This is a genomic window from Streptomyces harbinensis (assembly GCF_900116145.1).
Classification (GTDB): Bacteria; Actinomycetota; Actinomycetes; order Streptomycetales; family Streptomycetaceae; genus Streptomyces; species Streptomyces carpaticus.
Window position 1 is genome coordinate 190,096 of the sequence record NZ_FPAB01000009.1, and the last position, 12,283, is coordinate 202,378.

At 73.5% G+C, this 12,283-nt stretch carries 11 protein-coding genes; 5 read left to right on the top strand and 6 right to left on the bottom strand.

The window, feature by feature from the left end; genetic code table 11:
• Window positions 1-36: 36 nt before the first annotated feature.
• Window positions 37-915: a glycoside hydrolase family 19 protein gene (locus tag BM385_RS22630; RefSeq protein ID WP_093844210.1), complete on the bottom strand. Its 879-nt coding sequence runs from the start codon at window positions 913-915 to the stop codon at window positions 37-39.
• Window positions 916-1,202: 287 nt separating this feature from the next.
• Here BM385_RS22630 and BM385_RS22635 point away from each other — a divergent pair, with 287 nt between their 5' ends.
• Window positions 1,203-2,000 (top strand): SGNH/GDSL hydrolase family protein, encoded by a 798-nt coding sequence (locus BM385_RS22635; RefSeq protein WP_019432720.1) that lies wholly within the window; start codon window positions 1,203-1,205, stop codon window positions 1,998-2,000.
• 61 nt (window positions 2,001-2,061) lie between these two features.
• Here the strand turns inward: BM385_RS22635 and BM385_RS22640 are convergent, their stop codons facing one another.
• The 3 genes from BM385_RS22640 to BM385_RS22645 all read right to left on the bottom strand — a co-directional run bounded on the left by BM385_RS22640 (window position 2,062) and on the right by BM385_RS22645 (window position 4,903).
• Window positions 2,062-3,555 carry a cellulase family glycosylhydrolase gene (locus BM385_RS22640; protein ID WP_246338085.1) on the bottom strand — a complete coding sequence of 498 codons (1,494 nt, stop codon included), beginning with the start codon at window positions 3,553-3,555 and terminating at the stop codon, window positions 2,062-2,064.
• Window positions 3,552-3,773 carry a hypothetical protein gene (locus BM385_RS28040; RefSeq protein ID WP_237751248.1) on the bottom strand — a complete coding sequence of 74 codons (222 nt, stop codon included), beginning with the start codon at window positions 3,771-3,773 and terminating at the stop codon, window positions 3,552-3,554. Before BM385_RS28040 ends, BM385_RS22640 begins: the two co-directional genes overlap by 4 nt.
• Before the next feature lie 101 nt (window positions 3,774-3,874).
• Entirely contained in the window at window positions 3,875-4,903 is a 1,029-nt protein-coding gene (locus BM385_RS22645; RefSeq protein ID WP_019432721.1) for a helix-turn-helix transcriptional regulator, read from the bottom strand.
• 136 nt (window positions 4,904-5,039) lie between these two features.
• Here BM385_RS22645 and BM385_RS22650 point away from each other — a divergent pair, with 136 nt between their 5' ends.
• Together BM385_RS22650 and BM385_RS22655 are read left to right on the top strand one after the other, a co-directional pair.
• Entirely contained in the window at window positions 5,040-5,633 is a 594-nt protein-coding gene (locus tag BM385_RS22650; protein WP_093844211.1) for a DinB family protein, read from the top strand.
• Window positions 5,634-5,730: 97 nt separating this feature from the next.
• Window positions 5,731-6,861: a winged helix DNA-binding domain-containing protein gene (locus tag BM385_RS22655; protein WP_093844212.1), complete on the top strand. Its 1,131-nt coding sequence runs from the start codon at window positions 5,731-5,733 to the stop codon at window positions 6,859-6,861.
• Between the two features lie 15 nt (window positions 6,862-6,876).
• On the opposite strand, the gene BM385_RS22660 is transcribed toward BM385_RS22655, so the two are convergent.
• Window positions 6,877-7,734, bottom strand: a complete 858-nt coding sequence (locus tag BM385_RS22660) for a ribokinase (RefSeq protein ID WP_051131068.1) — start codon at window positions 7,732-7,734, stop codon at window positions 6,877-6,879.
• A gap of 290 nt (window positions 7,735-8,024) precedes the next feature.
• Window positions 8,025-9,596 (bottom strand): alpha/beta hydrolase, encoded by a 1,572-nt coding sequence (locus BM385_RS22665; RefSeq protein WP_093844213.1) that lies wholly within the window; start codon window positions 9,594-9,596, stop codon window positions 8,025-8,027.
• 297 nt (window positions 9,597-9,893) lie between these two features.
• Here BM385_RS22665 and BM385_RS22670 point away from each other — a divergent pair, with 297 nt between their 5' ends.
• Together BM385_RS22670 and BM385_RS22675 are read left to right on the top strand one after the other, a co-directional pair.
• Complete coding sequence (locus tag BM385_RS22670; RefSeq protein ID WP_019432727.1) at window positions 9,894-11,240, top strand: SGNH/GDSL hydrolase family protein; 1,347 nt, start codon at window positions 9,894-9,896, stop codon at window positions 11,238-11,240.
• Window positions 11,241-11,298: 58 nt separating this feature from the next.
• Window positions 11,299-12,283, top strand: a 985-nt coding sequence (locus tag BM385_RS22675) for a S8 family peptidase (RefSeq protein WP_254791708.1), incomplete at its 3' end; no start/stop codon positions are given.

Genomic DNA, 12,283 nt, shown 5'->3' on the forward strand with positions numbered 1-12,283 from the left:
CCGGCCGGGAGAGCGTGTCGTTGCGGTGCGGACCGGTCAGCAGTAGAGGTTGCCGCCCGGGGTGGTGCCGAGGATGGCGGAGAAGTTCTGGAAGGTGGTGACCCGGCTCTGGACCTGGCCGGGGTTGCCGCCGTTGCACTCGATGCTGCCGTTGATGCTGCGGATCGACTCGCCGAAGCCCGCACCGGAGACGATGGCCTGGTGGCCGCTCATGGTGCCGGCGCCGGGCTGGGTGTTCCAGAACCACAGGGCGGTGCGCCAGGCGACGGCCGCGTCGTTCTGCACCAGCCAGGGGTTGCCGAGCAGATCGATGCCGAGGGCGTCACCCGCGGCCTTGTAGTTGTAGTTCCAGCTGAGCTGGATCGGGCCCCGGCCGTAGTAGGCGGCCTGCCCGGCGGGGCAGCCGAAGGGCTGGTTCCAGTCGCAGTAGTGGGGGTAGTTGGCGGTGTTCTCCTCCACGATGTGGACGAGGCCGCCGGTCTCGTGGCTGACGTTGGCGAGGAACGCCGCCGCCTCCCGGCGCTTCACCTCCTCGCTGCCGGTGTTGGCGAAGCCGGGGTAGGAGCTGAGGGCCGCGACCAGGCCGCTGTAGGTGTAGAAGGAGTTCCGGTTCGGGAACATCTGGTTGAACTGGGCCTCGCTCACGACGAAGGAGCCGGGGCCCGGGTTCTGGCCGCCGCCGTCACAGCTGTACGGGTGCCAGTACCAGTGGCTGATCACCGGGTCGTAGCCCGGGTTCTCGTGCTCCGCGCGGTAGTAACCGCCGTTGTAGCGCACGATGCTGCCGGCCGGGTACCAGGTGCCGGCCACCCAGTCGGTGGCCGTCTCGCAGGTGGTGCCCGCGGCCTGCTGGGGTGCCGCGTTCACCGCGGGCACCAGCGCGGCGCCGAGGCCGGTGGCGAGCAGGACGGCCATCAGTAACCTGACGATGTGTTGTCTCAGCACGCGGTTGCTCCTTGGGAGAGGCGACGGCGGGTCACGGCCGCGCCGGCGCCGTGGGGGTGTTGTCCACACTGAAGCGCGCCCGGGAATATCCCGTCAAGGTCTAGACCAAGTCAGCGTCCTCGGTCGCAACCGTGCCCCGGTGGCGCACGCCGTTCCCTCCGTTCGCCGGGACTTCGCTCCGAATTTGGCATGAACACTTCCTTCAACGCGCGTAGCTTGCTACAAGTGCGGCAGCACACCTGCTTGTTGGAGGCCCTGTGAGACTGACCAGATCCCTGTCGGCCGCGTCCGTTCTCGTTCTCACCCTGCTGCTCGGGCTGCTGGGCATCGGCCCGGCCCAGGCGGCCGGTCCCGCGTACGTGGCCCTGGGGGATTCCTACTCCTCCGGCAACGGCGCCGGGAGCTACATCGACTCCAGCGGTGACTGCCACCGCAGCAACAACGCCTACCCGGCCCGCTGGGCGGCGGCCAACGACCCCTCCTCCTTCACCTTCGCCGCGTGCTCGGGCGCGGTCACCACGGATGTCATCAACAACCAGCTGGGCGCCCTGAACGCGTCCACCGGCCTGGTGTCCCTCACCATCGGCGGCAACGACGCGGGCTTCGCGGACGCCATGACCACCTGCGTCACCGGCTCCGACAGCACCTGCCTGGCCCGGCTGGCCACCGCGACCGACTACATCAACAACACCCTCCCCGCCCGCCTCGACGCGGTCTACAGCGCCATCCGCGACCGCGCCCCGAACGCCCGGGTCGTCGTGCTCGGCTACCCGCGGATGTACCTGGCCTCCAACCCCTGGTACTGCCTGGGGCTGAGCAACACCAAGCGCGCGGCCATCAACACCACGGCCGACGTCCTCAACTCGGTCATCTCCTCGCGCGCCACGGCCCACGGCTTCCGCTTCGGCGACGTGCGGCCCACCTTCCACACCCACGAACTGTGCTCCGGGGACGACTGGCTGCACTCGCTCACCCTGCCGCTGTGGGAGTCGTACCACCCCACCAGCCGCGGTCACCAGAGCGGCTATCTGCCCGTCCTCAACGCCAACGCCTGATACCCGCCTACGGCGATGGTGTCCGCCGGGCCACCCGGGCCCGGCGGACACCACGCGCGCATCAGCCCCCGGCGGTACCGGTCACGGTGCTGCCGGACCGGGTCAGGGTGTACTCCTGGGTGTCCCCGCTCCAGAAGTGGAACGTCAGCCGCACCGTGGATCCGTCCCTGGTCGCGTCGAAGAACTCCGGGGTCAGCGTGATCCGCTCCCCGCTGTAGTCGGGCGAGAAGGCGGCCCCGAACTCCTTGAACGAGGTCCAGTCGTGCGGGCCGGCGTTGCCGCCGTCCGCGTACACCGCCTCCATGGTGGCCAGCCGGTCCCCCCGGAAGGCGGCCGGGACGTCGAAGCCGGCGGTGGTACCGGTGGCGTCCGAGAGCAGCGGCGTCTCGTACCGGATGATGTGCACGTCCCACGGGGCGCCCCGCGCGAACTCCACCGACAGCACCGCCGCCACGCCGTGCGGCCGGCCGTCGGTCAGCCGGGCGAGGGTGTCCGCGGTGAGGGTGAGCCGGTCCCCGGACAGGACGTAGTCATCGCCCGGCAGCAGGTTGTCCGCTCCGTGCCGCACCGCCGTCACCTCCGTGCCGGCGAGATCGAGCACGACGGTGGCGTCGGCCGCGGCACCGGCCGCCGGGACGAACACCTGATCGGTGGAACCGGTGGCGGAGTCGACCGTCCAGCTGGTGCTCAGCTGCCGGAACAGCGCCGGGTCCCGCCAGCGCTCGGCGCTGCGGTCGAAGTGCTGGCCGTTGTCCCACAGCATCGTGGTCAGCTGCTTCTGCCGGGCGTAACGGCCCAGGAACTCGAAGAACTTGAGCTTCTCGCCCTGTTGTACCGTCTCGGTGCTGCGGTCGAAGCCCAGCAGCCCGTACTCCCCCACGATCACCGGCACCCCGCGCGCGGTGAACGTGTCGTGCACCCGGTCGAAGGTGTCGGTCAGATCCTGCCGGACCACCTCGTCGAAGCGGGTGTGCCCCGCGACGTTCACACTGAACGGCCAGTAGCCGTAGAAGTGCACCGTGGCCACCAGGGCCGGGTCGTCGATGATCGCGAGCGAGGCCGCCAGTTCGTCCAGCCGCTCCTGCTCGGAGGAGGCGTGCAGCGTGGACAGCACCAGCGGGCGGGTGGCGTTGATGCCGCCGGAGTCCCGCACCACGGAGACGAACGCGGCGTTCAGCCGGTGCAGCAGCTCGGCGTTCTCCGCGTCGCCGGACGACCCCTCGAAGAAGGGTTCGTTCACACTCTCCAGCAGCAGCTCCGGCGGCGCGTCCCGGAAGGCCGCGGCGATCTGCTCGTAGGTGGCGGTGAACCGCTCCAGCACCGCGTCGGGCCGGCTGGGCATCTCCATGATCCACTGCCAGGAGTCGTGGTGCACATTCACCATGACGTACAGGCCCTCCTCCAGGGCCCAGCCCGCCACTTCGGTGACCCGGGCCAGCTGGGCCGGGTCGATGGTGTGATCGGGCGCCGGCCCCTGGTGCTGGCTCCAGGTCACCGGGATGCGGACGCTGCGGAAGCCCTGGTCCCGGATGGCGCTCAGCTGCGCCCGGGTCACCCGGGGTTGCCCCAGGACGTCTCGTCGGGGCCGGTGGCGTCCAGGGTGTTGCCCAGGTTCCAGCCGGGCTGCATGGCGGCCACGGTCTCCGCCGCCGAGGCCCCGGTGGCCCCGGTCGGGGGCGGCGGGGTGGCGGCGGGTGCCGGGCCGGCGAGGCCGAGCAGTACGGCCAGGGCGAGGAGGGCGGCGGACAGCCAGGACGATCGGCTTCTCACCATGGGTGGCCTTCCCTTCGGTCGCTGCCCGGGCGGGCAGCGGCGGCTCGTGGGGGGAGAGAATGGCGCGGGCGCGCGCTGGGAGCGCTCCCAATCGCGGTAGGTTAGCCGCGACCCGCCGGTCCGTCACCGGTCCGCGCGGCATCGGCGCAGCGTTGTGCCAACCGGGCGAAGGCCGCGGCCAGTTCGGGCGGGCCGACCACGTCGATGGCGGCGTCGAAGCGGGCGAAGGCGGCGGCGAGCCCCGTCCACGACCAGGAGCCGAGCACCAGCCGGCACCGGTGCGGCCCGGCCTCCTCGACGATCCCGTCCCCCGCGTACGGGGCCACCTCGGCCGCGGGCAGCCCGAGGATCACCTCGCCCCGGCACGGCCAGTCCCCGGTGCCGTCGCCGCCCCGGAACCGCCCGGTCACAAAGGCGGCGACCGAGCCACCCGGCAGCTCGCGCGGGGCGAACCGGGGCCCGGTCGGGGTCCGCGGGCTGATGCGGTCGGCGCGGAAGATCCGCCAGTCCGTACGGTCAAGGTCCCAGGCCACCAGGTACCAGCGCCCGGCGCGGGCCACCAGATGGTGCGGCTCCACCCGGCGCGGCGGCACCGGGCCGGAAGCGGGTACGGGCGCGTCCCCGGCTCCGGCGCCGGGCGGCGCGGCGTGGTCGAAGCGCAGGATCTCCCGGGCGTGGACGGCGGCGCCGAGCGCGGTGAGCACCGCCGGGTCCACCGGGCTGCCGGGCCGGTGCGCCGGCCCGTCGACGGCGGTGATGCCCAGGGTGTCGATCCGGCGCCGCAGCCGGGCGGGCATCACCTGCCGCACGGTGGTCAGCGCCCGGGCCGCCGCCTCCTCGATGCCCGCCCCGGTGGCGGTGGCGGCGATCCGCAGCGCGACGGCGAGGGCGACGGCCTGCTCGTCGTCGAACAGCAGCGGGGGCAGCTCGGCGCCCGCCTCCAGCCGGTAACCGCCGTCCGGCCCCTTGAACGCCGCGATGGGGTAGCCGAGTTCGCGCAGCCGGTCGATGTCCCGGCGCACCGTGCGCGAGCTGACCTCCAGCCGGCGGGCGAGCAGGTCACCGGGCCAGTCCCGGCGGGCCTGGAGCAGGGAGAGCAGGGCGAGCAGTCGGGCGGATGTCGTCGGCATGACTCGACTGTGCGGCCGGTAGCGGACACTCCCTGTCCGCTACCGCTGAAACGGTGGGGACCGTGCCGGGGACCGAGCGTCCCCCGGCCGCCCGATCAGCATCGAACCCACCGATCACCCGAAGGATCACATCACCATGACCGCCTCGGCCACCACCGAAGCCACCTCCCACCGCTCTCCCCTGGACGAGGAGCGCACCGCCCTGCTCACCGCGCTGGCCACCGCGCGGTCGGCCCTGACCGCGACGGTGGAGGGGCTCAGCGACGAGCAGGCCGGCACCCGTCCGACCGTCAGCGCCCTGTGCCCCGGCGGGCTGGTGAAGCATGTCGCGGCGATGGAGGAGAGCTGGCTGCGCTTTGTCACCGAGGGGCCCTCGGCGATGCGCTACGACCTGCCCGACGGCGTCACCTGGGCCGACATGGCGGCCGGGACGGCGCGGGAGATCCCGCAGTGGGCGATCGAGCACGGCGAGGGCTTCCGGATGCTGCCGGGTGAGACGCTGGCCGGGGTGCTCGCCGCCTACGAGCGGGTCGCCGGGCGCACCGAGGAGATCATCGCCTCGGTGCCGGATCTGTCGGCGGCGCACCCGCTGCCGGCGGCTCCCTGGAACCCGCCGGGTGCCCGCCGCAGCGTGCGCGGGGTCCTGCTGCATCTGATCAGTGAGACCGCCCAGCACGCCGGGCACGGTGATCTGCTGCGCGAGTCGCTGGACGGGCGGACGGCGAGCTGATCGCATCGGCTCTCCCGCCCCGGGGGGCGGCCGGCGATCCGGCCGTCCCCCGGGGCACTCCCCTCGTGTGCACGGACCCGGAAGGACAGCTCCCCCGATGACCACCGTTCTCGACACCCGGGCGCTCAACCGCGCCACGCTCGCCCGGCAGTTGCTGCTGGAGCGGGCGCGACTGCCGGTGCTGGACGCCGTCGCGCACCTGGGCGGCCTCCAGGCGCAGGAACCGCAGGAGCCGTTCACCGGGCTGTGGTCGCGGCTGCGGTCCTTCGATCCCGGCGTGCTCTCGGAGCTGCTGGTGGAACGCCGGGTGGTGCGGACGCATCTGATGCGCCGTACGGTCCATCTGCTGGCGTCGGACGATGTGCTGGCCTGGCGTACGCGGCACGACGCGATGCTGCGGCAGCGGGTGCTCGGTGTCTACCGGGCCGAGCTGGCGGGGGTGGACCCGGTGGAGCTGGCCGCCGCGGGCCGGGCGGTGCTGGCCGACGGGGAGCCGCGTTCGATGGGCGAGCTGGCGCGGGCGGTGGCGGCGCGGTGGCCGGGTCCCGGGGCGGCGCCCTCGGCCCGGGCGCTGGGCGAGATGCTGGTGGCGGCGCTGATCCCGATGGCGCAGCTGCCGCCGCGCGGGGTGTGGCGGGCGCGGGGCGGGGCGCGTTATCTGCCGCTGTCGGTGTGGCTGGGCCGTGCGGTCGATCCGCCGGCGCCGGACGGCGACGATCCGGTGGGCCGGGCGCTGGTCCGGCGCTATCTGGCGGCGTTCGGCCCGGCCGCGACGGCCGATCTGCGGGCGTGGTCGGGGGTGGCGGGGCTGCCGGCGGCGGTGGCGGCGCTGCGCGAGGAACTGGTGGTCTTCCGGGACGAGCGGGGCCGTGAATTGTTCGATCTTCCGGGGGCGCCGCGCCCCGACCCGGCGACGCCCGCGCCGGTGCGGTTCCTGCCCGCGTTCGACAACGCGCTGCTGGGCTACCAGGACCGGGGGCGGATCGTGGACGACGCCCACCGCGGGCTGTCGGTGGCGGGCGCGCGGGTGGTCCTGGTGGACGGGCGGGTCGCGGCGACCTGGACGGTCGGGGAGGAGACGGTGCGGGTCGCGCCGCTGCGCCGGCTGTCGGCGGACGAGCGCGAGGAGGTGGCGCGGGAGGGGGAGGCCCTGGCGGGTTTTCTCTCCGAGGGCGCCTTCCGGCGGGTGCGGATCGGCTCCGGGACGGACGGCGACACGGCGCGGTGACCCGCCACGTGGCGGTCAGCCGGCCGCGGCGTCGATCTCGGCGCGGGTGGGCATGGCGGACGAGGCGCCGGCGCGGCGCACCGACAGACCGGCGGCGGCCGTGGCCCAGGCCAGGGCGGCCGGCATCGGCCGGCCCTCGGCGCGGGCGACGGCCAGCGCGCCGACGAAGGTGTCGCCGGCGGCCGTGGTGTCCACGGCGCGGACCCGGGGCGCGGGTACGGTGACCGGCTCGGCGCCCCGGGCGAAGTGGATGCTGCCCGAGGCGCCGAGGGTGATCACCACCTCGGGGACCCGTTCCAGGAGCGCCCGGCCCGCGCGGTGGGGATCGCGGTGTCCGGTGAGCGCCGCCGCCTCGTGTTCGTTGGGGACCAGCAGGTCGACGCAGTCGAGCAGGGCGTCGGGCAGCGGGACCACCGGGGCCGGGGTGAGGACGGTGCGGACGCCGTGCGCCCTGGCCGCCCGCGCACCGGCCAGGACTGCGGCCGGCGGGAGTTCGAGCTGGAGCAGCAGGGTCCCGGCGGCGGCGATGCGCGCCGCGTCGCCCGGGGCGAGGTCGGTGACCGCCGCGTTGGCGCCGGGGACGACGACGATGGAGTTGCCGCCCTCGTCGTCGACCACGATGTGCGCGGTGCCGCTGGGACCGGGGACGGTGCGCAGACCGGTGGTGTCCACGCCGCGTTCGGTGAGCGCCGCGCGCAGCCGGGGGCCGAAGTCGTCGTCGCCGACCGCACCGATCATGGTCACCCGGCCGCCGGCCAGGGCCGCCGCGATGGCCTGGTTGGTGCCCTTGCCGCCGGGTCCGGTGCGGAAGTCCCGGCCGGTGACGGTCTCGCCGCGCGCGGGGGCGACGGGTACGTAGGCGACCAGGTCCATGTTGGCCGAGCCCAGCACGGCGACGGTGGCGGCGGAGGTGTGGGGCACGGCTGCTCCCTGAGAGTGCCGGTACGGCGGCTGCGGCGGGCGGACGGGTGGCGTTCACCTTGCCGCATCCGCCCGCCGGGGCTCAATGTCCCGCGCTGCCGGGGCCGGGTGCGCGGTGCGCCGGGCGGGTAGCGGCTGCGTGGGGAACCTCGCGCCGTGTCCGGCCGTCCGCTGCGCGCCCGTGCCGCGTCCGGTCGCCGGCGCCGGGGCGGCGCAGTGCCGCGCCCGGGCCGGCGCGCGGCTCACTCGATGGTGCACCGGGCGTCGTCCGGCGGCAGGGTGAGGTTGGTGAGGTAGTCGGCGACGATGTCGTCGACGCACGCGTTGCCGCCGATCAGCGCGATTCCGTGCTGTTCGCCCTCCACGGTGAGCAGGCTGCCGCCCAGGGCCTCGGCCAGCCGGACGCCGCCCTCGTACGGGGTGAGCCCGTCGCCGGTGACCGCGACGGTCAGCGTGGCGGGAAGCCCTTCGATGCCGGTGCCGTACGGGTAGCCGAGGGTCGGTTCGGCGGGCCAGAACTCGCACATGTTGCTGCTCTCGGCGATGGGCCGTCCCGGGTCGGCGAACGGGGCGGCGGCCAGCGCGTCGTGGATGAGCGCCGTTTCCTCCTCGGAGGTCAGCCGCTCCTCGTCGAGGCAGTTGATGGCCTGGGTGGCTTCGATGGTGTTGCTGTAGCTGCCGTCCGCCTCGCGCTGGTAGTAGCCGTCCTGGAGCGCCAGCAGCGTCTCGCCGCGTCCCTCACGCACCTCGCGGATGCCCTCGATGATCAGCGGCCAGCCGGTCTGGGCGTACAGTCCGGCGACGACTCCGTCGATCGCGCGTGCGTAGGTGAGTTCCCGCCCGTCCCCGGCCGGGACGGGTTCGTCCAGCAACGGCCGGACGATCTCCTGGAAGCGTTCGGTCACCGCCTCGGGGTCGGTGCCCAGCGGGCAGTCCGGCTGGGCGGTGCAGGCGGCGCCCATCAGGTCGAACGACCGCTGGAGGCCGGTGAACTGCTGTGCGCGCCGCTCCGCGGTGCCGGCGTAGGGGTCCATCGGTCCGTCCAGCACGAGCGCCCTGACGTTCTCGGGGAACATCTCGGCGTAGACGGCGCCCAGCCGGGAGCCGTAGCTGGTGCCGAGGTAGCTCAGCCCGTCGTCGCCGAGTACGGCGCGCAGCACGTCTATGTCGCGCGCGGCGTCGCGGGTGCCGACGTGGGCGAGCACCTGCTCGCCGCCGGACCGCTCGGCGCACTGGTCCGTCCAGCGCCGGGAGTCCTCGGCCGTCCAGCCGCCCAGGACGTGCGGTTCGGATATGACACCGGACTCGCGTTCGGCGTCGCTGTAGCAGTCCAGGGCGGGCCGGGAGGCGCCGGTGCCGCGCGGGTCGAAGCCGATCAGGTCGAACCGTTCCGTGACCGGGCTGTCCGGTCCCAGCATGCCGATCAGGGCGGCGAAGTTCATGCCGGGGAATCCGGGGCCGCCCGGGTTGGTCAGCAGGGAGCCGATGGGTTCGCCCCGGGCGGGCAGCCGCAGCAGGGCGATCGAGGCGGTGGCACCGTCCGGGTCGGTGTAGTCCAGCGGTGTCTCCAGGCGGGCGCATTCGAACCGCTCGTCCGCGAACAGTTCGGCATCCGCCGCGGTGGTGGCGTAGGGCTCGCACGGCTCGAAGGCCAGTTCCTGCTCGTAGAAGCGCCGCAGGTCGTCCGACGGTGCGTCAGGGGTGCTGGTGGGCGGCTCGTCGGAGCTCTCCGACGAGCAGGCGCCGAGCGCCCCCACCATCAGCAGCGTCGCGCCGAACGCTGTCAGGCGGCGGGTACGGGCACGGATGCGCATGGTCCTCCTCATGGTCACCGGGGCGGTGACCGGTGGTGGCGGGTGGGTGGCTTCCATGCTTCCGGCGGCGGGGGGCCGCGGCGACTGCCGTCCGTCATCGGTGCGGATGACGGATGTAACGGCCGGGCAGTGACATTCTTCTGACGGGGCGTCATCCGCGGGTGGCGCAGTGCCCTGTCCCGCCCCGGGGGCGCCGTTGCCATGACAGTCGTGTTCATGTCACGATGCCCGCGCGGGGTCCGCTCAGGGGGCACCGGGGCACGGTCCGTCACGGCTGTCGAGAAGGGCGATCCGTCCATGTCCCTGCTGAGAAGAACGGTACGCGGCGGCCCGCTCGGCCTGCTGCTCACCGTCGGTCTGCTGGCCCTGACCGTCCTGCTGGCCTCCTCCGTGGTCGCCTCGGCCGAGGCCGATCCGACCGCCGCCGGACGTCCCGGCGCCGAACACCGCTGGGTGCACAGCTGGACGGCGATGCCGCAGCTCACCGAGCCGCACAACATGCCGCCCCCGCCGTTCACCGGGGACGACGCCGTCCTGGTGGACACCACGCTGCGGCAGACCGCCCGGGTGACGACCGGCGGGGACCGGCTGCGGCTGCGGTTCTCCAACGCCTTCGGCGACACCCCGCTGCCGCTCACCGCCGTGACCGTCGCCCTGCCGCTGGACGGCCGGGCCGGGGTGGCCGCCATCCGGCCCGAGACACTGCTCCCGGTGACCTTCAACGGGCGTACCTCGGTGACCGTCCCGGTCGGCGCGCAGATCGTCTCCGATCCGCTGGAGCTGGAACTGCCCGCCGGCAGCAACGTCACGGTCACCACCTATCTGGCCCAGGGCCAGTCCTCGCTCGCCCTCACCGGGCACCCGGGCTCACGGACCACCTCCTACCTGCTGAAGGGCGACCACACGACGGCCGCCGAACTGCCGGGAGCCACCCCGGCCACCCGCTGGTACCTGCTGAGCGGCATCGAGGTGACGGCGCCGGCCGGCACCGCCGCGCTCGCCGTCCTCGGCGATTCGCTCAGCGACGGCCGCGGCTCCACCATCAACGGCAATGACCGCTGGCCCGACCGGCTCTTCGACCGGCTCCAGGAGCAGCCGGACACCGGCGCGGTCGCCGTCCTCAACCAGGCGGCGGGCGGCAACCGCATCCTTCAGGACGGTCTCGGCCCCAACGCGCTGGCGCGCTTCGACCGCGACATCCTGGCGCACACCGGCGTCGGCTGGCTGATCGTGTTCGAGGGCATCAACGACATCGGCAACGCGCCCGCGACGGCGGCCGACCAGCAAGCGCTGGCGGCCGAACTCATCGCCGCCTACGAGCAGATCATCGTCCGGGCGCACGCCCACGACATCCCGGTGTACGGCGCCACGCTGCTGCCGTTCGCGGGCCACGCCCTGTACGACGACCCGGCCGGGCACCGGGAGGCGGCCCGGCAGGCCGTCAACTCGTGGATCCGCACCGGCGGTGACTTCGACGCCGTCCTGGACTTCGACCGGGTGGTCCGCGATCCGGACGACCCGACCCGCCTGCATCCCGCACTGCACGACGGCGACTGGCTGCACCTCAACCCGGAGGGCTACCGGCTGCTGGCCGAGGCCGTCCCGGCCGACCTGTTCACCGGGCACCGGGCACCGGCCCGCTGACGGACGCGGGCAGCTTCACCCCCACAGCAGCAGCACCTCTATGAGGAGGACCCCTCAGATGGCAGTGATGCGCAAGACAGTTCTTGCCACCGCCGCAGTCCTGGCCGTCGGTGTGGCCGTCGCCCTGCCCGCGCACGCCACCACCGCGGACCAGCCCCAGGGCTTCATCACAGGCGCCGACGCCCCCGGCACGATCGACGACAGCTACATCGTCATACTCGAGGACTCCACGTTCTCCGCCGCCTCCGCCGCGGCCGAGAACCTCGCCGACAAGTACGACGCCGAAATCGTCACCACCTACGAACACGCCCTCAACGGCTACGAGATCGCCGCCACCGAGACCGAAGCCCTCGCCCTGGCCGCCGACCCCGCCGTCAAGGAAGTCGTCCAGAACCAGGTCTTCACCATCGACGCCACCCAGACCAACCCGCCCTCCTGGGGTCTGGACCGCATCGACCAGCCCGCCCTCCCCCTCGACCAGTCCTACACCTACCCCGACTCCGCCGGCGCGGGCACCACCGTCTACGTCATCGACACCGGCATCCGCACCACCCACCAGGACTTCGGCGGACGCGCCAGCTTCGGCTACGACTACTGGGGCGGCACCGCCAACGACGGCAACGGCCACGGCACCCACGTCGCCTCCACCGCCGCCGGCACCGCCTACGGCGTCGCCAAGAACGCCGACATCGTCGCCGTCAAGGTCCTCAACGACGCCGGCAGCGGCACCACCGCCTCCGTCGTCGGCGGCATCGACTGGGTCACCGGCAACGCCTCCGGACCCTCCGTCGCCAACGTCAGCCTCGGCGGCGGCGCCGACACCACCCTCGACCAGGCCGTCCGCAACTCCATCGCGGCCGGGGTGACCTACGCGATCGCGGCGGGCAACAGCAACGCGAACGCTGCCAACTACTCGCCGGCCCGGGTCTCCGAGGCCATCACGGTGGGCGCCACCCAGAGCAACGACTCCCGCGCCAGCTACTCCAACTGGGGCGCGACGGTGGACATCTTCGCCCCGGGCACCAGCATCACGGCCGCCTGGC

Coding starts and splice junctions, on each gene's coding strand:
- BM385_RS22630 (WP_093844210.1), bottom strand. CDS start 915: ATGGCCGTCCTGCTCGCCACCGGCCTCGGCGCCGCGCTGGTGCCCGCG.
- BM385_RS28040 (WP_237751248.1), bottom strand. CDS start 3,773: ATGGTGAGAAGCCGATCGTCCTGGCTGTCCGCCGCCCTCCTCGCCCTG.
- BM385_RS22645 (WP_019432721.1), bottom strand. CDS start 4,903: ATGCCGACGACATCCGCCCGACTGCTCGCCCTGCTCTCCCTGCTCCAG.
- BM385_RS22650 (WP_093844211.1), top strand. CDS start 5,040: ATGACCGCCTCGGCCACCACCGAAGCCACCTCCCACCGCTCTCCCCTG.
- BM385_RS22655 (WP_093844212.1), top strand. CDS start 5,731: ATGACCACCGTTCTCGACACCCGGGCGCTCAACCGCGCCACGCTCGCC.
- BM385_RS22660 (WP_051131068.1), bottom strand. CDS start 7,734: ATGGACCTGGTCGCCTACGTACCCGTCGCCCCCGCGCGCGGCGAGACC.
- BM385_RS22665 (WP_093844213.1), bottom strand. CDS start 9,596: ATGCGCATCCGTGCCCGTACCCGCCGCCTGACAGCGTTCGGCGCGACG.
- BM385_RS22670 (WP_019432727.1), top strand. CDS start 9,894: ATGTCCCTGCTGAGAAGAACGGTACGCGGCGGCCCGCTCGGCCTGCTG.